Origin of the sequence: Streptosporangium sp. NPDC002524 (assembly GCF_040295985.1) — a bacterium.
Classification (GTDB): domain Bacteria; phylum Actinomycetota; class Actinomycetes; order Streptosporangiales; family Streptosporangiaceae; genus Streptosporangium.
Window position 1 is genome coordinate 168,142 of sequence record NZ_JBEOWK010000008.1, and the last position, 25,129, is coordinate 193,270.

Sequence of the window (25,129 nt, forward strand, 5' to 3'; positions counted from 1 at the left end):
CCACGTGATCCTGGTGCTCACCTGTCTGGACGATCCGACGGCGGACATGGTTATCGATCGTCTGAACGAGCGTGACGCTCGTGTCGCCCGGTTCGATCCCGGAGTGGACTTCCCCTCCCACGCCGGCCTGTCGGCGTGGTTCGGGGAGTTCCCGCCGCGCGGAGTCCTGACCACCCACTCCCGGGAGATCGTCCTGGAGCGGGTACGGTCCGTCTACCACCGGCGGCCCACACCGTACCTGCCGGAAAGTCCATCTCAGGTCGAGCGGTTCACCGCTACGCAGGCTCGCTTCGGGGTCGGTGGGGTTCTCGCCTCCCTGCCGTGTCAGTACGTCAGCCACCCGTGGGCGATCACCGCGGCCGAGCACAAGCCCCTCCAACTCGCCACCGCGCGGCGGGTTGGATTCGACGTGCCCGACACTCTGATCACCAATCGGGTGGACGACGCTCGCGCATTCGCGGTCGAACACGGTCCGATCGTCTACAAGCCGCTGCGGGCGACCCCGTACACCGGTCTCGGTGGCGAGCCCGCCGCCATATGGACGGCCCCGGTCGAACCGGGTGACCTGGACGACTCCGTCGGCCGCGCCGCGCACCTGTTCCAGACACGTGTCGACAAGGTGGCCGACCTGAGGGTGACCGTGGTCGGCAGGCGTGTGTTCTGCGTCCGGATCGACTCTGGCCTACTCGACTGGCGACAGGACTACGACCGGCTCTCGTACACGGTGGTCGAGCCTCCGCCCGGTCTTGTCGAAGGCTGCCTCGCGTACGTCGAGCACCTCGGTCTGTGCTTCGGCGCGTTCGACTTCGCGCTCACCGCCGACGGTGCTCCGGTGTTTCTTGAGTGCAACCCCAACGGGCAGTGGGGGTGGCTGGAAGACGCCACCGGCCTGCCGATCGCCGCCGCCATCGCCGGTCTGCTCATGGGGGAACGACCATGACCGCTCATGGCACGCCCGGCCTGGCCGTGCGGCTTCGCCGTGATCTCGCCGACCGGCTCACTCGAACCGGGCACCTGCGCGACCCGGCGTGGCGGGAGGCGGTCGAGTCCGTGGCGCGCGAGCCGTTTCTCGGCTCGGCGATCGCCAGGGCCACCGAGTACGGCGACCGGTGGGAGGTGGCGCGGCGCGAGGAGATGACCGGGGACGAATGGCTGAAGCTGGTCTACCGCGACGAGACGTGGGTGACGCAGGTCGACGGTGTGATGGTCGAGGAGGCACACGGTCTCGCCCGTGGGGCGCCCACGTCGTCGTCGACGTTGCCCGGCCTGGTCGTGAGGATGCTGGAGGCCGCGAGGATTTCCGGCGGTGAGAAGGTGCTGGAGATAGGCACCGGAACCGGCTATTCCACGGCGCTGATGTGTCATCGGCTTGGGGACAGGGCGGTGACCTCGATCGAGTACGACCAGGTCGTGGCCGGGCGGGCCCGCGACGCGCTCGCCGTCGCCGGATACGCGCCCACGCTCGTGGTCGGCGACGGCCTGGTGGGTTACGAAGAGAACGCCGAGTATGACCGGCTGATCGCGACCTGCTCGGTCCGCCATATCCCGATTCCCTGGATGTGGCAGGTCCGCGACGGAGGTACGATCACCGCCCCTCTTTCCGGGTGGATGGGTGGGGTCGCGTTCGCGCACCTCACCCTTGCCGACGACGGCACCGCCAGTGGGCGGTTCCTGGAGGACGACGTCTATTTCATGACAGCCCGCCCTCACGGCCCGCCCCCGATGTCCTCTCCCCGTCTCGGGATCGGGGACGGCAGGAGCAGCCGGGTGGATCCGCGTGTCCTGGACGATCCGGCCGGGCTGTTCGTCGGGCAGCTGGCCGCGCCGTCGGCGGTGAAACTGGGTGGCGGAGAGGATGTCGCCCTGCTGGACGTGGCCACCGGTTCGCAGGCCACCACACGGCCCGATCCGGCCGGTGGGTGGACGGTTCGCCAGCACGGTCCGTTGCGGTTGTGGGACGCGGTCGAGGAGGCAGTTCTGGTATGGCAGGACGCGGGGTCTCCGCACCAGTCGGCGTACGGGCTCACCGTGAGCGGGGAGCGTCAGCGTGTCTGGCTGGGCGATCCCGGCGGGCCGAGTTGGGACCTGCCCGCCTGAGTTTCCCGGCTGCGGGCTCATGGGTTGTTCGGCCGTCGATGACAGCGTGGAATGACGCTCGCCACCCGTCCCACCAGCACTAAGGTCGGCCGAATGACCATTGCGACTACTGTCGGTGAGGGCATGTCCGCTGAGCGGCTCCGCGCGACCCTGGCCGATCGTCTGTGCTCCCAGGGCGTCATTCAGGACGCCGCTGTCGAGGACGCTTTCCGGCGTATACCCCGCGAGCCCTTCCTCCCCGGCGTGCCGCTGGAGCAGGTGTACGACGACAACGTCGTCCACACCAAGGAGGACGGTACCGGCACCTCGATCAGCGCCGCCTCACAGCCGCGGGTCGTCGCCATGATGCTTCGGCAACTCGCCCCGCGGCCCGGCCAGCGGATCCTGGAGGCCGGCGCCGGTACGGGCGTCAACGCCGCTTACATGGCGACCCTTGTCGGTGAGAACGGGCACGTCGTCACGATGGACGTCGACGAAGACCTGGTGGACGGTGCCCGGGAGCACCTGGCCGCCGCAGGCGTGAGCAACGTGGAGGTCATCCTCGGTGACGGCGCGCTCGGCCACCCCGAGGGAGCTCCCTACGACCGGATGATCGCGACTGTCGGCGCATTCGAGATGCCCACCGCGTGGCTGGAACAACTCAACCCCGGCGGGCGCCTGGTCGTGCCGCTGCGCCTGCGCGGCGCCGCCGCCCGCAGCATCGCCTTCGAGCGCGGCGACGACTGCTGGCGCAGCGTGGGCAGCGAGCTGGCGATCTTCATGCCGCTGCGCGGCGGTGTCGGCGACGACACACGACGCACCGTCAGGCTCACCCCTGCGGAAGAGGTGACGTTGGAGGTCCACCAAGACCAGATGGTCGACGGCGACGCTCTCGCCGGTGTGTTGGGCACCGAGCGCCACGAGACCTGGACCGGGGTCCTGTTCGCTCCGATGGAGTGCTTCGAGTGGCTGGATCTGTGGCTGGCCTGCACGCTCGGCAACGCCCTGATGAGGATGAACGTCCAGTCGGAGGCCAAGGACCGCGGCCGGGTCAGCCCGATGTTCGGCTGGGGGTCGATGGCCACCGTCCGCGACGGTGACCTGGCCTACCTCACGATCCGCCCCGGCCTACCGGCCACCGACGGTGGGAAGCTGTACGAGGTCGGCGTCGTCGGCCACGGACCCGCTGGGGCCACGCTGATGCGGGAGACGGCCGACCAGGTCCGCATCTGGAACGCGGATTATCGGGAGCGCGGCGTACGGTTCGAGCTCCCCGACGTGCCCGTGACCAACGATCCCGACGCAGGCCGGTTCGTTCTGAACCGCTCGCATCACCCCATCACCGTCATCTGGGAATGACATGGATTCCGCCGGTCCGGTAGCGCGCCGGTTTCCCCTCGTCGCGCGGGCACGCCCGGCCTGCCGGTTGTCCCCAAGCTGTGGATACCTGCCAGTCAATGCAGCCGGTGTTACGCGAGCTGCGCCGATGACCCGAGGGAGGGCTGACCGTGAAACCGCAGTGGGACGACCTCCCCGGCAACGTGCGTCACACCGTCGAGCAGCGGATCGGTCAGGTCCTCAAGGCCGACCCGGTGACCAAGGGGCTCATGCCCGGCCTCGCCGTCCGGCTGCACACCGAGGACGGCGGGACCGTCTTCCTCAAGGCTGTTTCCACCGCCAGCCCGGCTGCGTCGCTGTACGCGCGGGAGCGAAAGGCTGGCACCGTTCTGCCTCCTAGCCTGCCCGCACCTCGCCTGTTGTGGAGTGGGGAGGTGGAGGGGTGGATCGTGCTGCTGCACGAGTACGTCGACGGCCGCGACGCCGACCTGTCGCCCGGTTCGCCGGACGTTCCGCTCGTGCTGGACACCCTGGTCGCCCTGAACGAGTCGCTCACTCCGTGCCCCGGCCAGGACGCCGTTCCGGGCGTCGCCGCGAATGTCGCGATGCTTCAGGCCAAGGCCGCGCGACTGCTCGCTCTTCCCGCCGAGGAACTGCCGTACCGGGCCATGTACGAGGCGGCGCTCGGCAGGTTCAGCCTCGACGCCTTGGACGGCGACACCCTTCTCCACTACGACCTGCACTCCGGCAACTTCCGGATCGATGACGGCAGGGCACACGTCATCGACTGGGCGTTCGCGGTGCGCGGTGCCGCCTGGATAGACGCCGTCATGCTCGGCCCCCGTTTTATCGAGGCGGGCCATACTCCGGAGCAGACCGAGACGCTTCTCGCCCGGGTGCTCGCCTGGCGGTCCGCACCCGCGGACGACGTCACCGCCCTGGCCGCGCTGTGGACGCTGTTCCGTCTCCACAAGGCCCGGTTCGGTCCTGCGGAAGGGCGCGACTTCCGGGCGCGAGCCGCCAAGGCAGGGCGAGCATGGGTACGCCACCGCTCTACCTGACCAGGTGGCCACGTCGCTGTGTCGAACTGGCGCACATCGTCGACGAGGAGGAAAGGGTGATCCACGCCTCCGAGGTCACGCACATCCGCTACAGCGTCGACGGGCGGGCCGCCCTCGTCCTCGACGACCGCGGTAGCGGAACGGGCGCCTCTGGAACCGGCACCCCGTAGTCCTTCGAGGTCGTCGCGAACGCCGGGAACCCGATGCGCTGACGGCCGACACCCTATTGGCACCGGCGCGGGCTGTTCAGGCACCCGCGCCGACGTCAGACTGTCGCGCAGGACAGAAGGAGGACGCACAGTGACAGACCAACCACTCGAAAGCACTTCGAGCTCGTCTCCGAGCAGCGGCTCAAGCTCGCCTTCGAACAGTAGTTCTTCGAGCAGTTCGTCGTCTTCGAGCAGCGGCTCAAGCTCGTCCCGCAGCAGCGGCTCGTCGAGTAGTTCGTCGTCGTCTTCGAGTAGCGGTTCGTCGTCATCGGACACTCGCCGGTCAATCGGCGCCACGTGTGCCCAAGCCGTCAGAGACCTGATGGGAGTCGGTTCCATCGAATGGGGCAGCGGAAGCTCCTGGCGCGGCACGGGAGCGGTTCCCGACCACAGCCGGGCTCCCGTCCAGCTGATGTGTTACGAACTTCTTCCCTACGCCCTGGTCAGGGCAGGACACATGAGCGAGGAGACGTTCCTTGAGGGGGTGAAGAAAAAACCCTCAAGGGAGGGCGACGGCAGGGTGGACGTATGGACGAGCTTCCTGGGCGATGTGACGTCGCAGGGTCCCGTTTCGGTGGACGAACTCGAAACCCTGCGTGTCGTCCCGGGCGACATCATCGTCCTGTACGGCATGTTCGACGAGGGGGTCCACGTGATGATCGCTTCGGGCGGTTCCTCGACCGAGGGGCTGCAGGTCTACTCGCTGGCCGCCAACAACCCGACGAACTACCTCACCGAGGCGACCCTCACTGCGATCATCAAGCCGTACAGGGGCTTGGACGTTTCATGTGTGAGGGTGTTCAGCCTGAAACAGGAACTCCTGATCTGAGACACGGACTCTCCGCCGACTCCCCTGATCACGCGGGTGTCCCGGCCGGCCTTGCCTTCATGGGTGACGGGAGCCTGGACGTCACGACACCCCGGGTGCGTCGGATCCCGCGGTCGCCCCGACGTCCGAGGAGACCTTCAAACCTTCTCCCGTACGCCGAAGGGGCTGTCGATGGCGTACCTCCAGTAGCCATCCGGACCGCGCCTGGCGACGTCGGTGGCGGTGCCCGCGACGCGTACCGGCCGGCCGTCGCGGTCCGTGCCGTCGATGACCCAGTCAACGATCAGCAGGGCGAGGTCGCCCGCGGTGTGGACGTGCCGTGGCCGGACGGTGATCGGCAGTCCCAGGGCCAGGAACCGGCCGTTGGCGGCGTTGATCTGCTCTCCGCTCAGCGGAGAGCCCGACTCCGGGACGAACACCGCCCCGCTCTCGTAGACCTCCGCCACCGCCGCCGCGTCCCCGAGGTTGAAGCGCTCGGCGAAGACCGCGGGTACGTCCTCTGCGCGTTGGGCAAGCTGTCGCATGATTGACCTGTTTCGTTGCGGTGGCCGGACGCGACAACGCTAGGAGGCGCCTTCGTGACTCACCAAACGGTTGGTTCTCCAGGCCTGCCCGACGACCCTCACGCGAACGTCACCGAACCGATCCCGTCGTGCCCGGTGGAGATCACCCTGGCGGCCCTGCACGGGCGTTGGACGACCCTGCTCATCCGTGAGCTGCTGCGGGGCGACCGGACGTTCAGCGAGCTCCGCCGGGCGCTGCCCGCGCTGTCGGACAAGGTGCTGTCCGACCGGCTGGCGCATCTGACCGGGGCCGGCGTGCTCGACCGCCACCGCCGGCCCGGCTGGCCGCCCCGGGTGAGCTACGGCCTCACCTCCCGCGGGCGCGATCTCGGCCCCGTCCTCCAGGCACTGTGGGACTGGGGTGCGGGGCGACAACCGTGAGGTACGTGAATCGCCAGGTTCCGGCCGGACGTCTCCGGCATGCCTCGGTTTTGTGTCGGCGGTGGCCGCCACGGTCGCCGAGCACTGTCGATCTTTCGCTGGAGACTGCCGTGGTGGTCGGTCGTCCTGCGAAACAGTGCGGCAGGCGTCAGGTGCGCGTCCCCGTCTCACTGGTGTCGAGGGCGAACCGCTGGGCGAACGCGGACAGCTCCTCGCGTTGCCGTTCCGGTTCGGTGGCGGTGGCACCCACGACGACGCGGGTCACGCCCTGCTCGGCGAGCGCCTCGACCTGGTCGGTGGTCATGTCGATCGACCCCGATCGCGTGTACTCCAGCGTTTCCGGGTCGCGGCCGGCCTCGACGGCGGCGGCTCGGGCGAGGTCCATCTGGAGGGCGCGCTCGTCCGGGGTGAGCGCGCCACCCGGGAAGTAGCCGTCGCCGCGTCGTCCGGCGCGGCGCGCGGCCGCCCGGCTCGATCCGCCGACGTGGATCGGCAGGTGGGTGACCCCGTAGGGCTTCGGGAACTGGCACAGCTCGTCGAAGGCGAAGAACTCCCCGTCGAAGCCGACACCGTCCTCGCCGCCGGCCCAGAGCAGCCGCATCACGTCGATCGCCTCGTCGGCGCGACGTCCACGGGTGGCGAAGTCGACCCCCACCGCCCTCGCCTCACCGGGCAGGGCGCCGAGCCCCACGGTCAGCAGCCGCATCCGCCCTCTGGACAGCACGTCGACGGTCGCCAGACGCTTGGCGAGGACCACCGGATGGTGGTACGGCAGGAGCAGCACACCCGTCCCGAGCAGGATCCGCCGCGTGGCCGCGGCGACGAAGCTCAGGCAGTCGAGCGGATCGAGGTACGGCAGCGACGGCGGGAGCTCGAAGCGCCCGACCGCCGCACCGGGATACAGCGCGATGTGCTCGGGCACATACAGCGCCTCGAAGCCGCAGTCCTCGGCGTGCCGGGCGTAGGCCATGATCTTGTCGGGGTCGATGCCGTGGTAGGGCGTGCTGTAGCTGACCGCGAACTTCATCGTCGTTCCTCGGGTTGGCCGGCCGGTGCGACGGAGGGGTGGTCGCCGACCGGCGTGGCCGGGTGGTCCGCGCCAGGCGTCGACGACGTCGCCATCCGTCTGTCGCGGCCACGTTAGAACGTTGTCACTGGCGTCAAGGCAACTCGCCCCCCGGTCACAGTCACGGGAAGCGGCCGATCACCCGCGGTGCCGACCTGCGGGGTCACAACTCCCGCGACGTGGCCTCATAGGGAACCTGCTCCGAGAGTGCCGACTGCCGTGCGGCGGGCCTGGCGGTCACCGCGCGAGGGCGAGGGCGAGGGACGCGACGGCCAGTAGCAGGAAGCCCCCGGGGAAAGCCATGTTGTGGAACACGCGGGCGCGGACGTGGGCGGCGACGGCGCCGGCGAAGAACAGGGCGAGCCCGGCGGCGGCGGCGACGCCGATGAAGCGGACACCGAGCAGGCCCAAGAGGAGCCCGGCCGCTCCGGCGGCCTTCAGGGTGGCGAGCGGCGGGAGCCAGGAGCGCGAGATGCCCAGCTCGGCCGAATTGGCCAGGACGAATCCGGCCCGTGAGAAGTCGGCGACGGCGGCCCAGACATTGACCGCGATCGTGACGAGGGTGACGACGACGTAGGCGACGAACATTCGTACGGCCCGCCTTCAGCCGGAAAAGCCGGAGGAGCCGGAGGAGCCGGAGGAACTGGAGGAACTGGAGGAGCCGGAGGAGCCGGAGGAGCTGGGGGTGCTGGGGGAGCTGGGGGTGCCGGAGGTGCCCGCGAGGCCGGGGGAGCCGGACAAACCGGGAGCGCCGGGCGAGCCGGAAGAGTCGGAGGTACCCGCGAGGCTGGGGAAGCCGGACAAACCAGGGGAATCAGGGGAACCAGGGGAGCCGGGAGAGCCGGAGACGCCAGAGAGGCCGAAAAAGCGGTAGGCGCCGAGGACGTCGAGGGGCTGGGGTGCCGGGGCGGGGCCCACGGCCCACCTGGCCACGGTCGCCTGCAGCCGCCGCGCCGCCGCGATGCCGGGCAGCGGGTTCTCGGCGCCCTCGTCGAGCTCCAGCAGGGCGACGAACTCGGTGGTTCCGGCGCGGCGCAGGTACGCGTACCGGACGCCCTCCGGTCGTTCCTTCTCCACCTCCGCGAAGGCCGTCTCGATCGCCTCGACGACCTCCGCGACACCCTCGTAGGCCACCTGGTAACGGATCATCATGACGGGCACGGTGTCTCTCCTCGGGTCGTGCGGATGTTGGCGAGCTGCCGCGTCAAGCCTTGCCGGGTGCTGACTTGGCGTCCAATACCTGCGTCTATAACCTGGCGGCATGGATGTCGACACGCGGCTGTTGCGCTACTTCGTCGCCGTGGCGGAGGAAGGGAGCCTCACCCACGCCGCGGAACGGCTGTTCGTGTCACAGCCGGCGCTGACCAAACAGGTCAAGCAGCTCGAAAGCCTGCTCGGCGTGCGGCTGTTCACGCGATCCCGGGCCGGCATGGCCCTCACCGAACCGGGCCGGGCCCTGGCGGAGCGGGTGCCCGCCCTGCTGGACGGCTGGGACCGGACGCTGCGGGAGACCCGGCACGTGGCGGGCCGGGCGGCCCGCGTGCTGCGGATCGGTTTCATGGCCAGCGCCGCCAACGAGGCCACCCAGCGCATCGTCACGGCGTTCGCCGTCCGCCGGCCGGACTGGAGGGCCGAGATGCGGCAGGCCGCGTGGTCGGACCCGACCGCCGGGCTCGCCGACGGGGACGTCGACGTCGCCCTGCTGCGCGTGCCCTTCCCCGGGCAGGACGCCCTGCGGGTGGAGGTGCTGTTCACCGAGCCCCGCTGGGTCGCGCTCCCCACGGCACACCCGTTCGCCGCGCGCGACCTGATCCCCTTCCGGGAGCTGTGGGACGAGCCGTTCGTGGCGGCTCCGCCCCGGACGGGCCGGTGGCGGGACTACTGGCTGGCCGCCGACGAGCGTGACGGCCACCCGGTACGCGTCGGCGCCGTCACCGACCGGCCCGACGACTGGCTGAGCGCGATCGCCAACGGCTACGGCGTCGCCCTCGCCCCCGAGTCCGCCGCCCGGTTCTACGCGCGCCCCGGCGTCACCTACCGGCCGGTGAGCGGCGTCAGCCCCACCCGCGTCGGCGTCGCCTGGGCACCCGTCGCCGACACCGACCCCGTCGTCCAGGACTTCGTCCGCTGCTGCGTCGAGAGCGGGGTGCCGGGGTGAACCGTACTCGGCGAGAGGGGTGACGTTGTCCGGGAAGGCGAGCACCGAGAAGGTGCTGTGTTATGTCGTACGCGAGGGGCGGCTGCTGGTGTTCCGGCACGTCGACGAGAGCTACGAGGAGGTCGGGATCCAGGTTCCCGCCGGGACCGTCAAACCCGGTGAGACCCCCGAGGCGGCGGCACTGCGCGAGGCGCGGGAGGAGACGGGCCTGACCGGGTTCGGGATCGTGCGGAAACTCGGCACGACCGAGTACGACATCACCCCGTACCGGTTCGAGGTCCAGCGTCGCCACTTCTTCCACCTGGAGCTGACCGGGGGCGCCCCGGAGCGGTGGAGCAGCCGGGAGGACCATGACGGGGAGGGGGAACCCACCCGTTTCGAATGCTTCTGGATCCCGCTGGAGACCGGCCACGTCCTCCAGTCCGGCCAGGGGGCCCTGCTGGGACGCCTCTTCGACGTCGACACACCGGCTGTCCACACACCGGCGAGAGCTCAGGGATCGTCAGACGGCCTGGTCGGAGACGGCTGAGACCCGCGCGCCGACATCGATGCCTGTACGGCTGGTCCAGGTTTGTGTCGGTGGTGGCCGTTACAGTCGCCGAGCGTTGTCGATCTTTCGCTGGGGACCGTTGAGGAGACCGGATGACCGAGCCCGATGTGACGATGGCCAGGATCGGCCGAGGTGTCGAGCTGGGGCGGCGCGGCGAGCGAGAGGCCGCCCGGGAGTTGTTCTCCGCGTTGTGGGAGGAGATCGGCGCGACGGGAGATCCCCTGCACCGCTGCGCTCTCGCCCACTCGATGGCCGACGTCCAGGACGAGGTGAAGGAGGAGCTGCTCTGGGACCTTCGCGCCCTGGAGGCGGCCGACCTGGTGACCGACGAGCGGGCCCGGCAGGCGGGGGTCGCCGGTCCCGCGAGCGGTTTCTACCCTTCCCTGCACCTCAACCTGGGCGACGCCTACCGCAGGCTCGGCGACCTCGACCGGGCGCGTGACCACCTCGAACGCGGGCGTGCCGCCGTTGGCGCACTCGGTGACGACGGGTACGGGCGGATGATCAGGCAGGGCCTGGAGCGGCTCGCCGACCGCCTGACGACTTGATCTCCTCCCGCAGGGCGTTCCGGGGCCGGAGGTCGTGGGCTCGGGTTCTGTTCGCCGGAGGGAGCCCGGCCGGGCCGCGGTGACCGTACGGTCGGCGTATGAGCATCGAAGATCGGGAGGTCGGCGACGAGGAGAGGGGCTCTGGTCGTACCGGCCACCGGAGGTGGGGCCGGGACGCGTCGCGCCGGACGTCTGGGAAGTCCTGGACGCCTGGGTGGGTTCTCGCGTCGCGCCGGACGTCCGGGAGGTCCCCGACGCGCGGGTGGGTTCTCGCGTCGGTCGGCGTGCTGGTGGCGGGGCTGCTGGCCTTTCCCGCGGTCGTGCCCAACGCCGTGGGCAATCTCGGCAGCCTGCTGGAGACCTTCCTTCCCTGGGCGGGCCTGGCCGTTCCCGTACTGCTGGGGCTGGCGCTGCTGCGCCGTTCGGCGCTCGCGGCGGTGTCCCTGGTGTTGCCGGTGGCCGTCTGGATCGCTGTCTTCGGCGGACGGGCGCTGCCCGCCGACCGGGAGGCGCCGGGCGACCTGACCGTGCTCCAGCACAACGTCGGCGAGGAGAATCCCGACCACGGGGGGACCGCGCTGGCCCTGGTACGGGCCGGGGCCGACCTCGTCGCACTGGAGGAGCTGACGCCTGACGTCCTGCCCGTCTACGAGAAGGCCCTCGCGTCCGGCCACCCCCACCGCGCGGTCGTGGGCACCGTCGGCCTCTGGTCCAGGTATCCCCTGGCGGACTCGCGGCCGGTGGACATCAGGCCCGCGGACGTCGGGCCCGACTGGAACCGCGGGCTGCGGGCCACCGCGCGGACGCCACACGGTGACGTGGCCGTGTACGTCGCCCACCTGCCCTCGATCCGCATCCGGCCGGCGGACGGTTTCGGGTCCGGCCGCAGGGACGAGAGCGCCGTCAGGCTGGGGGCGGCCGTCGCCTCGGAACCCCTGGACAGGGTCGTCCTGCTGGGCGACCTCAACGGCACCCTCGACGACCGTGGCCTGGCTCCGCTCACCTCCCGGATGGTCTCGACGCGGAGGGGGTTCGGTCTCAGCTGGCCCTCCACCTTTCCCCTCGCCCGGATCGACCACGTCATGACCCGTACGGCGGTACCCGTCGCCGCCTGGACCCTGCCCGCCACCGGCAGCGACCACCTGCCGCTCATCGCCCGCGTCGATCTCTGACGTCCGCGGGAGGCCGCGTCTACGCGGGCGATGTCGTTCGTACCGGGTTCCGGCCTCCGCCGGTGATCGGGGCCACGTCCTTCCAGGGGAAGCGTCCTTCCAGGGGAACAGGGGAACAGGGGAACGGAAGAACGGGAGAACGGGCCGTCGGGAGCCGGCGATCCGGGCTTGGTTATGCTCGGGCGGTGAGTTCCCCGAGAACGCTCGTGCTGTGGGACATCGACCACACGCTGATCGACGCCGGCGGTGTCACCGCCGACACCTACGACCACGCGTTGCACGCCACCACCGGCCGCCGGATGGAACACTCGGTGCGGGTGGCCGGGCGGACCGAGCGGGCGATCGTCTCCGAGATCTTCCAGGCGCACGAGGTCGAGGTGTCGGACCGGCTTCTCGACTCCTTCTACGTCGCCCTCGCCGAGGCGTTCGTCGTGCGCGAGACCGTCATGCGGGAGCGCGGGCGAGCCCTGTCGGGAGCACGCGAGGCGCTCGCGGCGCTGGCGGAACGCGAGGACGTGGTGCAGTCGGTGCTCACCGGCAACACCGAGCCGGTCTCGATCGGGAAGCTCACGGTGTTCGGGCTGGACGGCTTCGTGGACTTCGAGGTGGGCGCGTACGGCACCGACCACGAGGACCGCGCCGCGCTGGTGGCCCTGGCGCAGCGGCGCGCCTCCGGCAAGTACGGGGAGCCCTTCACCGTGCGCAACACCGTGCTGGTAGGTGACACGCCGAACGACGTCCGCGCCGGTCATGAGGGCGGAGCGAGGGTGATCGCGGTGGCCACCGGCTTCAACGACGCGAGCGTCCTGGGCGAGGCCGGTCCCGAGCTGGTGCTGGGGGACCTCGCCGACACCGACGCCGTCGTACGGGCCGTGCTCGGCGTGCCAGATCGGAGTACCGGACCGGCCGGGCGGCGACCGTTGGACCGGGACAGCCGGTAACGACCCTTGGCATCAGCCACCGGCCCGCCGCCCAAGAGTCTCCGCCGGGTGTTGGCTACGAGGTTTCCGCCGTGCGTACGTCACAGGGTTTCCACCGGGCGGTCGCTACGGGGTTTCCGCCGGACGTGCGCCATGGGTTTCCGCCAGACGGGCGCCGTGGGTTTCCGCCGGGCTTGCGTCACGGGTTTCCGCCGGGCGTGCGCCGTGGGTTTTCGCCGGGCGTACGTCACGGGGGCGGGGTCACGTGGGGACGAGGCGGGTGAGGCGTCCGCGCAGGATCGTCAGGGCGCTCTCCGCGTCGCGCTGCCCGGCCAGCACGGCGATGCCCAGGCCGTCCACCGGCCGGAACGGCTCGCCTCCGTCACCCTGCTCGACCCCGGCGGCCTGGAGAGGGTGCCCGCGAGGTTCCTCCTCGGGCTGTTCGCGGCGGTGTTCGCGATACGGGCGCCCGCGTCCTGGCGACCCCCGCTGGCCCCGTCTCCTGGCCGTGCACGCCCTGGTCGAGCGCGCCGAGATCATGAATCCCGTCATGCTCGGCGCCCACGCCTTCCGCCCGCACCGCAGCCCCGCGCGGCGGTTCACCGACGACGAGCTCCGTCGCGTGACCGTGCCGACGCAGCTCGTCCTCGCGGCACGCACCACGCTGATGCGGCCGCGACGGGCCCTCGCCCGTGCCCGGCGGCTCCTGCCGCTGCGCCACGCGGAGATCGTGCCCGGCATCGGCCACGCGATCCCGCTGGAGGCCCCCGAGCTGGTCACCGACCGCGTTCTCGGCTTCGTCGGCCGTACGGTGGATCAGTGAGGTGAGCCGGTGGGCACCGTTCCGGTGTCGATGAGGCGGACCAGCTCCGGGAGGACCGTGCCCAGGGGGGCGTCGACGGTGAGGGTCGCGTAGCCGTCGCCCCGGGTCGGGCCCTGGTTCACGATCGCCACGGGGATGCCGAGCTTCGCGGCGTGCAGCACGAACCGGCGGCCCGACATGACCGTCAGCGACGATCCGAGGACCAGGAGCAGGCGTGCTCTCTCCACGAGCGCGTAGCACTCGCGAACCCGCTCCGCCGGGACGGTCTCCCCGAAGAAGACGACGTCGGGCTTCAGCATCCCTCCGTCGCACGCCCGGCATCCGACCACCTGGAACGCGTCCATCTCCTCGTCCGGCAGCTCGACGTCGCCGTCCGGGTTGATCGCGGTGGGCAGGGCGCCGAAGCGCGGGTTCGCCTGGGTCAGGCGGCGGTCCAGCTCCTCGCGCGGGCTGGAGTGGCCGCAGTCCAGGCAGATCACCTCCCGCAGGTTGCCGTGCAGTTCGATGACGGACCGGGCGCCGCCCGCCTGGTGCAGGCCGTCGACGTTCTGCGTCACGATGCCGGACACCAGGCCCCGCCGCTGGAGGGACGCGACCGCGTGGTGGCCGCTGTTCGGGGCGGCCCCGGTCATCGTCCGCCACCCGATGTAGCTGCGGGCCCAGTAGCGCCGCCTGGCCACCGGGTCGCCGGTGAACGCCTGGTAGGTCATCGGGGTGTGCCGGGCCAGGGTGCCGCCCGGCCCCCGATAGTCGGGGATCCCCGACTCCGTCGATATCCCGGCGCCGCTCAGCACCAGGACGCCGCCCCCGGCCAGTAGTTCCGCCAGCGTGCTCGTACCGTCGCTCACCCCTCCATGCTGCCCCACCCCGTGCGCCGGGCGACCTCAGGCCCCCGCCGAACGGGAGGAGACCGTCCGGATCGGGGTTCGGGCCGATGGGGGCGGTCGTCGTGAGCGATCTTTCCGGGGCCGCGCGGCCCGCGCGGGCAGTGTGAGCCGCGCGGGCAGTGTGAGCCGCGCGGGCCGTCAGGGCCCGTCGTCCGGGGGCAGGCTGGGCACGTTGACGCGGAAGAGGCTGACCAGCAGCCCGTACGGCTCGCCGTGCGCGGGATCCGTCGAACGCGGCTCGGCGGTCGTCGCGCGCAGCCGGGCCTCCAGCGCGTGGGCCTCGGCGTCGGTGAGCCAGAGGTGACGCAGCGCGGTGTGTGAGGCCTGGCCGGGCCCGGCCGGCAGCATCTCGCCGAGTGCCGCGTTGATCAGGAACTCCGGGCCGCCCGCCGCGTCCTGGTGCAGCCTGAAGGTCTGGCTGACCAGCGCGAAGTACTGCTCGGTGCCGCCGCGCACCTGGCGGGTCTCGGCAAGCAGGACCAGCCCGGCCTCGCGCAGCACGCGCACGTGGTAGCCGATGGTGCCCTTGCTCATCCCCAGCGCGTCGGCGAGCTGGCGCAGCGTCGCGGGGCGCTGGCGCAACACGTTGACCATGCGGTGGCGCATCGGGTGCCCGAGGGCCTTGAACTGCTCGGCCGAGCGCAGCACGAGGTGGTCCTGCTCGTCGGGGAGCCGCCGGTCCCGCTCGTCGCGAGACCGGTGGTCCGGGTCGGTGCCGCCCCCGCGCGCGGGTGGCCGTTCTTCTGCCATGGACGGAAGTGTCCAGGATCCTAAACACTTTTGACAACTCCGCTGCGGCGGCCCAGAATCGCCTCATCGAAGAAGTGGCGAGGATTTTCGTCACTTGATCCGGAAGACCCCAAGGAGTCCGATGCCCCTCGCCACGGCCCGTGTCACCACCGCCCGTTCCGCTCGCTACCTCAAGCAGCTCGTCTCGCACATGGGCCACAAGGCCACCACCGCCCTCGCCCCCGACGGTCGCGGCACGATCACGATTTCCGACGGGACCTGCACCCTCACGCCCGCCCCGGACGGGCTGGAGCTGACCGCCGCCGCGGCCGACGCCGAGTCGCTGGCCCGGGTCCTGGACGTGATCACCCGTCACCTGGTGCGCTTCGCCACCCAGGAGGAGCTCGTCGTCGAGTGGACCGCCCCGATCGACGCCGGTGAGCTGGAGCTCGTCGCCCCCGTCGTCGGCGAGTATCTGCTCGGCCACCACACACCGGCCGACGACATCCTCGGGGAGCTGGCCGTCGCCACCCGCGAGGCCACCGCCGACGCCGCGCGCATGCAGGTCTCCCCCGACGAGGGCACGCTGCTCACCATGCTGACCCGGCTGACCGGCGCCCGCTTCGCGGTCGAGGTCGGTGTCTTCACCGGCTACTCGACGCTGTGCATCGCCCGTGGACTGGCCGACGGCGGCCGGCTGCTCGCCTGCGATGTCAGCGAGGAGTGGACCGCGATCGGCCGTCCGTACTGGGAGCGCGCGGGCGTCGCCGACCGGATCGACCTGCGTATCGCCCCCGCGCTGGAGACGCTGCGCGCCCTCGACGCCGAGCCGGTCATCGACCTCGCGTTCATCGACGCCGACAAGGAAAGCTACCCGGCGTACTACGAGGAGATCGTACGCCGGCTGCGGCCCGGCGGGCTGGTGGTGCTGGACAACGTCTTCCTCGGCGGACGCGTCCTCGACCCCGCGTACCAGGAGGAGCGGCATGTGGTGATGCGGCGGCTGAACGACCTGATCGCGGCCGACGAGCGGGTGGACTCGGTGATGCTGCCGGTGCGCGACGGGGTGACCATCGCCCGGCGCCGCTGACCCGCCACTCGTGCGCGCCCGCCCGGGTCCCGTGGGGCCGCTGACCCGCCACTCATGCGCGACCGCCCGGATCCCGTGGGGCGGTCGCTGACCCGCACGCGACCGCCTGGATCCCGTGGCCGCTGACCCGCCGCCCGCACGCGTCCGCCCGGGGCTCGCGGCGCGAGCCGTCGTCACCGTGTCTCGAAGAGAGACCCGTCGGCACCGTCTCTCGAAGAGACGTGGCGCGGCCCGGCCGGGGGTGTCAGCGGAAGTCGTCGGCGTGGTCGGCCGCCCACTGCCGGAACGGGGTGGCCGGCCTCCCGGTGAGTTCCCGCACCGTGGAGGTGACCGGCTCGGGGGACGTCACCATCTGCGCGTACGCGTCGACCATCTCCTCCGCGACGGCGGGCGGCCAGCCCTGGTCGAGCAGCCCGCGCCGCGCGACCTCGGGCGAGAGCTCCTCCCAGCGGACCGGCCGCCCGATGGCCTCGCCGATGGCGGTCACCTGCTCGATCTGGGTCAGGGGCTCGGGACCGCTCAGCACGTACCTCGCCCCGGCGTGGCCGGTGACCGTGCCGGTTCCGGTTCCGGTGAGTACGCTCACCCCGGCGGCGGCGATGTCCCGCTCGTGGATCAGTGCCCTGGAAGCCGCTCCGTGGATCCAGCGGACGGTCCCGGTGTCCCGGATCTGCGAGGCCCACATCAGGGTGTTGGCGGCGAACCCGCCGGGCCGCAGGAACGTCCACTCCAGGCCGGACCGTTCGATCAGCCGCTCCATGAGGACGTGGGAGCCGAGGATCGAGTCCGGGTCCGGCTCGGGCACGCCCGGTGCCGGGTCGGGGACGCCCTGCGCGGAGAGGTAGACGATCCGGCGGGCGTGCCCGGCGATCGCCTTGACGGTCGCGGGTGCCGCGTGGTCGGCCGAGAGGGTGGGCCAGACGAGGAACACCGCCTCGACCCCGTCCAGAGCGTTGTCCAGCGTGGCCGGGTCGGCCAGGTCGCCGCGTACGACCTCGGCGCCCTCGGGAAGGGCGGCGGACGCGGGGTCGCGGGCCAGCGCGCGCACGGCGGCGCCCGCGTCGAGGAGCTGGGACACGGCCTGCCCGCCGACCTTGCCGGTCGCGCCGGTGACCAGAATCATGTGGATCTCCTTCGTCGGTGGGACGCTCTGGACCAGCCTGCAACCTCGTCTTTAGTTGAGGTCAAGGAGACGTGATACGGGCCGCTCCCTCCCGGGCGGCACCGGAGGCTTCCGAAGGCCGTTCTGTCGGGCGGGACCGGTTGCTTCCGGAGGCCGTTCTCCCGGGCGGGACCGGTTGCTTCCGGGGGCCGTTCTGTCGGCGTCTTCTGGCACCATGCCGGGACCTGGAAGTCCACGACCGCCCCGCACGAGGAGGTTCGCATGAGGTTCATGCTGTCGCTGTTCGATCCCGAGGGTTACTGGGACTCGGTCTCCGAGGAGCAGATGGGAGCCGCGCTGGACGAGCACCGGGCGTTCGCCCGGTTCCTCGGGGAGCGCGGGATCGAGTTCTCCGGCGAGGCCGTGATGCCGGCGGGGGAGGCCGTGACGCTGCGCCCCTCCGATGACGGGGTGTCGGTCGCGAAGGCTCCCTTCGCCGAGCGGAGGGAGGACTTCGCGGGCTTCTACCTCGTCGACTGCGCCGACCTGGAGGAGGCCCTGGAGATCGCCGCGCACTGCCCGATGGGTGCCGGTGTCGAGGTCAGGCCGGTCTGGAGCGCGCCCTCCTGAGCCGCCGGGCGGCCGGGGCGGCGGGGCATGGCGACGACCGGCGACCGGGCCGGGCGGGGCGGGGCGGCGGGTCACGGAGAACGACCGGCGACCGGGCCGGGCGGGTTCCGGCCGACGGCCGCGAGCCGGGTCCGGCGGGACGCGGCCGAATTTTCTTCCCGGATCGGCCAATCCGACGGCGTGGCGGCTACGGATCTCCGGTGAGGGGGCGCCGGCTCCCGGCGGCCCGCCGTCGCCCGAGTAGCCACGATCGGCGGCGGGTCCGACGGGGTGGACGGCCGCGCGGCTCGGGATCGGAGGGCCCCGGGCCGCGCGGTCACGTTCAGCGCACGGCGGTGGGCTCCTCCTCGTCCGTGACGACGGCGCCGCTGAACTGCGCCGAGTACAGGCGGTGGTAGGCGCCCCGGGCGGCGAGCAGCTCGTCGTGGGTGCCATGCTCGACGATGCGCCCCGCGTCCATCACCAGGATGAGGTCCGCGTCGCGGATGGTCGACAGCCGGTGGGCGATGACGAAGCTGGTGCGGTCCGAGCGGAGCGCGGCCATGGCGTGCTGCACCAGGACCTCCGTACGGGTGTCGACCGAGCTGGTCGCCTCGTCCAGGATGAGCAGGGACGGGTCGGCGAGGAAGGCGCGGGCGATGGTGAGCAGCTGCTTCTCCCCGGCGCTGACGTTGCTCCCCTCCTCGTCGATCACGGTGTCGTAGCCGTCGGGCAGGGTGCGGACGAACCGGTCGACGAACGTGGCGCGCGCGGCGGCCTGGAGCTGTTCCTCGGTGGCCAGCGGGTTGCCGTAGGCGATGTTCTCGCGGATGGTGCCGCCGAACAGCCAGGTGTCCTGGAGCACCATGCCGATGTGCGAGCGCAGGTCGTCGCGGCGCATCGCGGTGATGTCGACGCCGTCGAGGGTGATCCGGCCCGAGTCCAGCTCGTAGAAGCGCATGACGAGGTTGACCAGGGTGGTCTTGCCCGCGCCGGTCGGGCCGACGATCGCGACCGTGTGCCCGGGTTCGGCGACCAGGGACAGGTCCTCGATGAGAGGCTGCTCCGGGTCGTAGCTGAAGGACACGTCCTCGAACTCGACACGCCCCCGCCTGACGGTCGGAGGCACCGGAACTGCGGGGTCCGGGGCCTGCTCCTCGGCGTCCAGCAGCTCGAAGACCCGCTCGGCCGAGGCCACCCCCGACTGCAGCAGGTTGGCCATCGAGGCGACCTGGGTGAGTGGCTGGGTGAACTGCCGCGAGTACTGGATGAACGCCTGCACGTCGCCCAGGCTCATCGACCCGGTGGCGACCCGCAGGCCGCCGACGACGGCGATGGCGACGTAGTTGAGGTTCCCGATGAACATCATCGTCGGCATGATGATCCCGGAGACGAACTGGGCGCCGAAACTGGCCTTGAACAGCTCCTCGTTCCGCTGCCTGAACACCTCCTCGACCTCGGGGCGGCGTCCGAAGACCTTCACCAGCTCGTGACCGGTGAACGCCTCCTCGATGTGGGCGTTCAGGCTGCCGGTGTGGGCCCACTGCGCGACGAAGTGCTTCTGCGAGCGCTTCGCGATCCGCGCGGTGACGACCATCGACAGCGGGATGGTGACCAGCGCGATCAGCGCGAGCAGCGGCGAGATGAAGAACATCATCGCCAGCACGCCGATCACGGTCAGCGCCGAGGTGAGCAGCTGGCTCAGCGTCTGCTGCAGGGACTGGGACACGTTGTCGATGTCGTTGGTGACCCGGCTGAGCAGCTCGCCGCGCGGCTGGCCGTCGAAGAACCGCAGGGGAAGCCGGTTCAGCTTGTCCTCGACCTCCTCGCGCAGCCGGAACACGGTGCGCTGCACCACGTCGTTGAGCACGTACCCCTGGATCCAGGCGAAGGCCGACGCCGCGAGGTAGATCCCCAGGACCCACAGCAGGACCGTGCCCAGCGCGCCGAAGTCGATGCCCTGGCCGGGCACGAGGTCCAGGCCCGAGAGCAGGTTGGCGAAGTTGTCGTTGCCCGACGCGCGGGCGGCGGCGATCGCCTGCTCCTGGGTCGTGCCGGGGGGCAGCTGCCTGCCGATCACCCCGGTGAAGATGATGTCCGTCGCGTAGCCGAGGATCTTCGGCCCGACGACGTTCAGCACCACGCTGATCACGGCGAGGGCGATCACGGCGAGGAGTTTCGGGCGGTCGGGGTCCAGGCGCCGGATCAGCCGTCGCGCGGACGGCCCGAAGGTCATCGACTTCTCCGCGGGCATCCCGGCACCCCCGAAGGGGCCGCGCCCTCCGAAGCCGCCGCCTCCGGCCGGGGGGCCGGGTGGGCGCGGTCGCGTGGTCGTCGTCGTGGGCCGGTCGCTCATGCTGCGGTCTCCGCGGCTAGTTGGGACTCGACGATCTCGAGGTACGTGGGACAGGAATCCAGCAGCTCGTCGTGGGTTCCCAGGCCGACGATCACACCGTCGTCCAGGACGATGATCTGGTCGGCGTCGGCGATGGTGGAGACCCGCTGGCCGACGATGACGACGGCGGCGTCCGCGGTGTGCGGGCGAAGGGCGGCCCGCAGCCGCGCGTCGGTGGACAGGTCGAGGGCCGAGAACGAGTCGTCGAACAGGTAGATCTCCGGCTTGCTGACCAGCGCCCTGGCGATGGCGAGCCGCTGCCGCTGCCCGCCGGACACGTTCGTGCCGCCCTGCGCGATGGGCGCCTCCAGGCCCTCGGGCATCGCCTCGACGAAGTCGCGGGCCTGGGCGACCTCCAGCGCCTCCCACAGCTCCGCGTCGCTCGCGTCCGGGTTGCCGTACCGCAGGTTGCTCGCGACGGTGCCGCTGAACAGGTACGGCCTCTGCGGCACCAGGCCGATGCGCGTCCAGAGCGTCTGGGGGTCGAGGTTGCGGATGTCGACGCCGTCGACCGAGACCGTGCCGGAGGTGGCGTCGAACAGCCGGGGTATCAGGGAGATCAGCGTCGTCTTGCCGGAGCCCGTGCTGCCGATGACGGCGGTGGTCCGCCCCGCGGTCGCGCGGAAGGAGACGCCGGACAGCACAGGTGCCGCCGCGCCCGGGTAGCGGAACTCGACGTCGCGCATCTCCAGCTCGGCGCGCCCGCTCACCTGCCGTACGGGGTCGCTGGGCGGCGTCACCGACGACTCGGTGTCGAGCACCTCGACGATGCGCTCGGCGCAGACCGCGGCGCGCGGGATCATCATCGAGATGAAGGTGGCCATCATCATCGACATGAGGATCTGCATCAGGTACATGAGGAACGCGGTGAGGGCGCCGACCTGCATCTCGCCGCTGTCCACCCGCGCGGCCCCGAACCAGAGCACGGCGATGCTGGAGACGTTGAGGATCAGCATCACGGTCGGGAAGATGAGCGCGGTGAGCCGTCCGACGCGCAGCGACGTGTCGGTCAGCGCCTGGTTGGCCTCGGCGAACCTGCGGGTCTCCTCGCGCTCGCGGACGAAGGCGCGCACCACGCGGATGCCGGTGAGCTGCTCGCGCAGCACCCGGTTGACCAGGTCGATGCGGTCCTGCATCGCGCGGAACTGGGGGACCATGCGGGTGATGATCAGGCCGATCGACACCAGCAGCGCGGGGACGCAGACCAGCATGAGCCAGGACAGGCCGAGGTCCTGGCGCAGGGCCATGACGATGCCGCCGACACCCATGATCGGCGCGGCGACCAGCATCGTGCAGGTCATCACGACGAGCATCTGGACCTGCTGCACGTCGTTGGTGCCGCGGGTGATCAGCGAGGGGGGCCCGAAGTGGGAGACCTCCCTGGCGGAGAACCCGCCGACCTGGTGGAAGACGGCCGAGCGGACGTCCCGCCCGAAGCCCATGGCCGCGTGGGAGCCGTAGTAGACCGCCGCGATCGAGCAGGCGATCTGCACGAGGGAGACGAGCAGCATCCAGCCGCCGGCGGTCAGGATGTAGCCGGTGTCGCCGGTGGCGACGCCCCGGTCGATGATGTCGGCGTTCAGGCTGGGCAGGTACAGGGAGGCGATGGTGCCGACCAGCTGCAGCACCACCACGGCGGTCAGCGCCCACGAGTAGGGGCGCAGGTACGTGCGGAGCAGGCGGGTCAGCATGGGGACTCTTCACGTGGGGTGGCCGGGCGAGGGGCGTCGTGCCGGGGATCCGGCCACCGGCCGGTCTCGCCCGTCGCCCCGATAACCGGGATCATGGGGATCTCCTCCAGGGGAGTGTCGGGGGATCAGCCTGCGACGTGAACCTCGGTTGAGGTCAAGGAGGACGCCGAGGCGGGGGATCGGATCGGGGCCGGTCAGGGCCGGTCAGGACGGGTCAGGGGGCAAGGCCGGTCAGGGCGGGGCAAGGCCGGTCGAGCCGGGTCGAGGGGTGGGAGAGGGCTCGGGGAGGTCGGGGACGGCGGGGGGTCCCGGGTTGCCGGGACCGCCGGGGCCGGGGAAGCGGTTCGGGAGCGCGGGGGGCGGGTTCGAGGGCGCGGTGGTCGGGTTCGAGGCGGTCAGGTTCCGGGGGGTGGTCAGGTTCCGGGGGTGGTCAGGGGAGCGGCTCGGGAGGGCCGGGGCGCAGGCGTACGCCGTCGAGCAGCATGGAGACGATCTCCGAGGCGGCCATCGGCTCGTTCGCGACGAGCCGGGGATGAGTGCACGCGAAGGTCAGCAGGTGCAGCCGGCGCGCGGTCTCGCGCGGTTCGGACCGTAGCCGCTCGCGGGCGGGTTCGATCAGGTCGGTGAGTATCCGCTCGATGAGGGCCCTCTCCTCGGAGAGGTTCTGGCTGTTGCGGCCGGCCTCGACGGCTTTCAGTCCTATCGCGTCCACCAGGCGGAAGATGCGCGTGGTGCGCCGCTGCAGGATCTCGACCGCCGCGACGAGCCGCACGTCCAGGGGGGTCGTACGGTCGACGGCCTCCAGCTCGTCCAGCAGCGGGGAGGAGTCGCAGGCGCTGGCCACGGCCGCGTTCACGAGCTCGTCCTTGGTGCTGAAGACCCGGAAGATCGTCCCCTCGGCCACGCCCGCGGCCTGCGCGATCTGCCGGGTGCTCACGTCGGGGCCTTCGGCGAGCACGAGGGAGAGGGTGGAGGCGATGAGCGCCGCACGCCGCTCGTCGGGAGGGAGGGGGGCCGCCCGCGGCGAGGTCGAGGTCACGTCGGGCATCCTAGCGGAGGAGTGAGTGAGTCGCTCACTCATTTAAATGGGCGCGGTCGCGGGGCTTCGGGGCGGTTCGGTCTTGGGGCCTTAGAGTGTCCGGCCGCGAGGCCTCGGGGTGCTCGGGGTGCTCGGGGTGTTCGGCCGTGAGGTCCTGGAGTGCCCGCCGCGAGGTTCTGGGGTGGTCCGGTCGCGGGGGGCGTGAGGCGGTCTGTCGCGGGGCTTTGGGGGGTGGCTCGGTCAAGGGGGCGTGGGGTGGTCTGCCGCGAGGCTTTGGGGCGGCCCGGTCGCGGAGTGGCGGGAGTGTGGAACGGCCGTCCGGGGAGGTGGGAGGTGTGTCTGGGGTTCCTGTGGAAGAAGTGATCTTTTCTGAGGAAGTTCGTGCTCTTTTTCCGGCAAATGTAGGAAAAAGCAGCTAGAAAGCTCATCTTTCACCCGATGCGCCGGGCTTCGTCCGCGATCTAACGTCGTGTGGCAGACACCATGACGTCATCGCGACAGCCGTCTGCCTGTCGGCCAGGAGATCACCCGATGCCCCGTGCCCTCGCCCACCGCCCCTGGGTGCCCGCCGCCACCGAGGATCGCGTCCAGTCCGTCCTGAAGGCCGTGATGGACCAGACCGCCTCCTCGGTCCAGAACGAGATCGAAAGGCTGGTGGCCGACAACCACCGCATCCACGACGTGGAGTCGGTCAACCTGAATCCGGCCACGAACATCATGAACCCGAGGGCCGAGGCCCTGCTCTCGGCCAACCTCGGGTCGCGGCCGTCGCTGGGCTACCCGGGTGAGAAGTACGAGATGGGACTGGAGGCGATCGAGCAGATCGAGATCGTCGCCGCCGAGCTGGCCGCGGAGGTCTTCGGCGCGGGCTACGCCGAGGTGCGGGTCGGCTCCGGGGCGCTCGCGAACCTCTACACGTTCATGGCCACCTGCGAACCCGGTGACACGATCATCGCCCCTCCGGCGAGCATCGGCGGCCACGTCACCCACCACCAGCCGGGCGCGGCCGGGCTGTACGGGCTGCGGATCGTCCCCGCCCCCGTCACGTCCGACGGCTACACGGTGGACGTCGACGCCCTGCGAGAGCTCGCCGCGCGGGTACGGCCGAAACTGATCACCATCGGCGGCAGCCTCAACCTGTTCCACCACCCCGTGGCGCGGATCCGCGAGATCGCCGACTCGGTCGGAGCCCGCGTGCTCTTCGACGCCGCCCACCTGTGCGGGATGATCGCCGGGAAGGTCTGGCCGCAGCCCCTCGACGAGGGCGCCCACCTGATCACCATGAGCACGTACAAGAGCCTGGGCGGTCCCGCGGGCGGGCTCGTCGTGACCGACGACGCCGAGCTGGCGCAGCGGCTCGACGCGATCGCCTACCCGGGGCTGACCGCGAACTTCGACGCGGGCAAGACCGCGGCGCTCGCCATGACGATGCTCGACTGGAAGGCCGTGGGACCCGCCTACGCGCGGGAGATGGTCGCGACCGCGCGGCGGCTCGCGGACGAGCTGCTCGCCCTCGGGGTCCCGGTCTTCGCCGCCGAGCGCGGATGCACCCGCTCGCACCAGTTCGCCGTCATGGCCCACCGCTACGGCGGCGGCCAGCGGGCCGCCCGGCGGCTGCGCGAGGCCAACCTCCTCGCCTGCGGCATCGGCCTGCCGTCGGAGGCGGTCGAGGGGGACGTGAACGGCCTGCGCGTCGGTACGCCGGAACTCGTCAGGCTCGGGATGACCGGGGCGGACATGCCGGAGCTGGCCTCGTTCATCGCCCGGGGCCTGGACGAGAACGTCGACCCGGCCACCGTGGCGCCGGAGGTCACCGAGTGGCGGAGCCGCTTCTCCGGAGTGCGCTTCACGGTGGACAACCCCGCCTGAGGAGGGCCGGCCGGCCGATCGTCC

Annotated in this window: 26 protein-coding genes; 16 read left to right on the forward strand and 10 right to left on the reverse strand. The window is 71.2% G+C overall.

What is annotated here, in order from left to right:
* The first annotated feature begins 13 nt into the window (after positions 1-13).
* The 6 genes from tgmB (at position 14) to ABT053_RS16165 (ending at position 5,513) form a co-directional block, all read left to right on the forward strand.
* Entirely contained in the window at positions 14-940 is a 927-nt protein-coding gene (gene tgmB, locus ABT053_RS16140) for an ATP-grasp ribosomal peptide maturase (protein ID WP_350970008.1), read from the forward strand.
* A complete protein-coding gene (gene tgmC, locus ABT053_RS16145) occupies positions 937-2,097 on the forward strand; it encodes an ATP-grasp peptide maturase system methyltransferase (RefSeq protein ID WP_350969797.1) in 1,161 nt (386 codons plus the stop codon). The genes tgmB and tgmC overlap by 4 nt, the downstream gene beginning before the upstream one ends.
* A gap of 93 nt (positions 2,098-2,190) precedes the next feature.
* Positions 2,191-3,435, forward strand: coding sequence for a methyltransferase, FxLD system (gene fxlM, locus ABT053_RS16150; protein ID WP_350969798.1), 1,245 nt, complete (start codon positions 2,191-2,193; stop codon positions 3,433-3,435).
* A gap of 149 nt (positions 3,436-3,584) precedes the next feature.
* Complete coding sequence (locus tag ABT053_RS16155) at positions 3,585-4,475, forward strand: phosphotransferase family protein (RefSeq protein ID WP_350969799.1); 891 nt, start codon at positions 3,585-3,587, stop codon at positions 4,473-4,475.
* Positions 4,451-4,645: a hypothetical protein gene (locus ABT053_RS16160; protein ID WP_350969800.1), complete on the forward strand. Its 195-nt coding sequence runs from the start codon at positions 4,451-4,453 to the stop codon at positions 4,643-4,645. Before ABT053_RS16155 ends, ABT053_RS16160 begins: the two co-directional genes overlap by 25 nt.
* 496 nt (positions 4,646-5,141) lie before the next feature.
* Positions 5,142-5,513, forward strand: a complete 372-nt coding sequence (locus ABT053_RS16165) for a hypothetical protein (RefSeq protein WP_350969801.1) — start codon at positions 5,142-5,144, stop codon at positions 5,511-5,513.
* Positions 5,514-5,650: 137 nt separating this feature from the next.
* Here ABT053_RS16165 and ABT053_RS16170 read toward each other — a convergent pair whose 3' ends face one another.
* Entirely contained in the window at positions 5,651-6,037 is a 387-nt protein-coding gene (locus tag ABT053_RS16170) for a YybH family protein (protein WP_350969802.1), read from the reverse strand.
* A gap of 54 nt (positions 6,038-6,091) precedes the next feature.
* On the opposite strand from ABT053_RS16170, the gene ABT053_RS16175 reads away from it, so the two are divergent.
* Positions 6,092-6,457, forward strand: coding sequence for a winged helix-turn-helix transcriptional regulator (locus tag ABT053_RS16175; RefSeq protein ID WP_350969803.1), 366 nt, complete (start codon positions 6,092-6,094; stop codon positions 6,455-6,457).
* Positions 6,458-6,605: 148 nt separating this feature from the next.
* On the opposite strand, the gene ABT053_RS16180 is transcribed toward ABT053_RS16175, so the two are convergent.
* The 3 genes from ABT053_RS16180 to ABT053_RS16190 form a co-directional block, all read right to left on the reverse strand.
* A complete protein-coding gene (locus ABT053_RS16180) occupies positions 6,606-7,484 on the reverse strand; it encodes a TIGR03619 family F420-dependent LLM class oxidoreductase (RefSeq protein WP_350969804.1) in 879 nt (292 codons plus the stop codon).
* A 276-nt stretch (positions 7,485-7,760) separates the two neighbouring features.
* Positions 7,761-8,111, reverse strand: coding sequence for a DoxX family protein (locus tag ABT053_RS16185; protein ID WP_350969805.1), 351 nt, complete (start codon positions 8,109-8,111; stop codon positions 7,761-7,763).
* Between the two features lie 15 nt (positions 8,112-8,126).
* Complete coding sequence (locus tag ABT053_RS16190) at positions 8,127-8,684, reverse strand: hypothetical protein (RefSeq protein WP_350969806.1); 558 nt, start codon at positions 8,682-8,684, stop codon at positions 8,127-8,129.
* Between the two features lie 100 nt (positions 8,685-8,784).
* On the opposite strand from ABT053_RS16190, the gene ABT053_RS16195 reads away from it, so the two are divergent.
* The 6 genes from ABT053_RS16195 to ABT053_RS16220 all read left to right on the forward strand — a co-directional run bounded on the left by ABT053_RS16195 (position 8,785) and on the right by ABT053_RS16220 (position 13,694).
* Complete coding sequence (locus tag ABT053_RS16195) at positions 8,785-9,681, forward strand: LysR family transcriptional regulator (RefSeq protein ID WP_350969807.1); 897 nt, start codon at positions 8,785-8,787, stop codon at positions 9,679-9,681.
* Between the two features lie 25 nt (positions 9,682-9,706).
* The gene (locus tag ABT053_RS16200; protein ID WP_350969808.1) at positions 9,707-10,210 is read left to right on the forward strand and encodes an NUDIX hydrolase; all 504 of its coding nucleotides are present in this window, start codon (positions 9,707-9,709) and stop codon (positions 10,208-10,210) included.
* 113 nt (positions 10,211-10,323) lie between these two features.
* Complete coding sequence (locus tag ABT053_RS16205; RefSeq protein ID WP_350969809.1) at positions 10,324-10,779, forward strand: hypothetical protein; 456 nt, start codon at positions 10,324-10,326, stop codon at positions 10,777-10,779.
* A gap of 98 nt (positions 10,780-10,877) precedes the next feature.
* Entirely contained in the window at positions 10,878-11,951 is a 1,074-nt protein-coding gene (locus tag ABT053_RS16210; RefSeq protein WP_350969810.1) for an endonuclease/exonuclease/phosphatase family protein, read from the forward strand.
* Between the two features lie 185 nt (positions 11,952-12,136).
* On the forward strand, positions 12,137-12,892 hold the full coding sequence (locus ABT053_RS16215; RefSeq protein WP_350969811.1) for an HAD family hydrolase: 756 nt from the start codon (positions 12,137-12,139) through the stop codon (positions 12,890-12,892).
* A gap of 487 nt (positions 12,893-13,379) precedes the next feature.
* A complete protein-coding gene (locus tag ABT053_RS16220) occupies positions 13,380-13,694 on the forward strand; it encodes an alpha/beta fold hydrolase (protein ID WP_350969812.1) in 315 nt (104 codons plus the stop codon).
* Here ABT053_RS16220 and ABT053_RS16225 read toward each other — a convergent pair.
* Positions 13,688-14,542, reverse strand: a complete 855-nt coding sequence (locus ABT053_RS16225; protein WP_350969813.1) for an NAD-dependent protein deacetylase — start codon at positions 14,540-14,542, stop codon at positions 13,688-13,690. The genes ABT053_RS16220 and ABT053_RS16225 overlap by 7 nt on opposite strands.
* 177 nt (positions 14,543-14,719) lie before the next feature.
* Positions 14,720-15,331 carry an ArsR/SmtB family transcription factor gene (locus tag ABT053_RS16230; RefSeq protein WP_350969814.1) on the reverse strand — a complete coding sequence of 204 codons (612 nt, stop codon included), beginning with the start codon at positions 15,329-15,331 and terminating at the stop codon, positions 14,720-14,722.
* A gap of 121 nt (positions 15,332-15,452) precedes the next feature.
* Between ABT053_RS16230 and ABT053_RS16235 the strand changes: the two genes are divergently transcribed.
* Entirely contained in the window at positions 15,453-16,400 is a 948-nt protein-coding gene (locus tag ABT053_RS16235; RefSeq protein WP_350969815.1) for a DUF2218 domain-containing protein, read from the forward strand.
* 244 nt (positions 16,401-16,644) lie between these two features.
* On the opposite strand, the gene ABT053_RS16240 is transcribed toward ABT053_RS16235, so the two are convergent.
* Entirely contained in the window at positions 16,645-17,523 is an 879-nt protein-coding gene (locus tag ABT053_RS16240) for an NAD(P)H-binding protein (protein ID WP_350969816.1), read from the reverse strand.
* 261 nt (positions 17,524-17,784) lie between these two features.
* Between ABT053_RS16240 and ABT053_RS16245 the strand changes: the two genes are divergently transcribed.
* Positions 17,785-18,132 (forward strand): YciI family protein, encoded by a 348-nt coding sequence (locus tag ABT053_RS16245; protein ID WP_350969817.1) that lies wholly within the window; start codon positions 17,785-17,787, stop codon positions 18,130-18,132.
* A 322-nt stretch (positions 18,133-18,454) separates the two neighbouring features.
* On the opposite strand, the gene ABT053_RS16250 is transcribed toward ABT053_RS16245, so the two are convergent.
* The 3 genes from ABT053_RS16250 to ABT053_RS16260 all read right to left on the reverse strand — a co-directional run bounded on the left by ABT053_RS16250 (position 18,455) and on the right by ABT053_RS16260 (position 23,236).
* Positions 18,455-20,365 (reverse strand): ABC transporter ATP-binding protein, encoded by a 1,911-nt coding sequence (locus ABT053_RS16250; protein ID WP_350969818.1) that lies wholly within the window; start codon positions 20,363-20,365, stop codon positions 18,455-18,457.
* Positions 20,366-20,463: 98 nt separating this feature from the next.
* The gene (locus ABT053_RS16255) at positions 20,464-22,197 is read right to left on the reverse strand and encodes an ABC transporter ATP-binding protein (protein WP_350969819.1); all 1,734 of its coding nucleotides are present in this window, start codon (positions 22,195-22,197) and stop codon (positions 20,464-20,466) included.
* 430 nt (positions 22,198-22,627) lie between these two features.
* The gene (locus tag ABT053_RS16260; RefSeq protein ID WP_350969820.1) at positions 22,628-23,236 is read right to left on the reverse strand and encodes a TetR/AcrR family transcriptional regulator; all 609 of its coding nucleotides are present in this window, start codon (positions 23,234-23,236) and stop codon (positions 22,628-22,630) included.
* Between the two features lie 531 nt (positions 23,237-23,767).
* On the opposite strand from ABT053_RS16260, the gene glyA reads away from it, so the two are divergent.
* Positions 23,768-25,105: a serine hydroxymethyltransferase gene (gene glyA, locus ABT053_RS16265; RefSeq protein ID WP_350969821.1), complete on the forward strand. Its 1,338-nt coding sequence runs from the start codon at positions 23,768-23,770 to the stop codon at positions 25,103-25,105.
* The last annotated feature ends 24 nt before the right edge of the window (positions 25,106-25,129 follow it).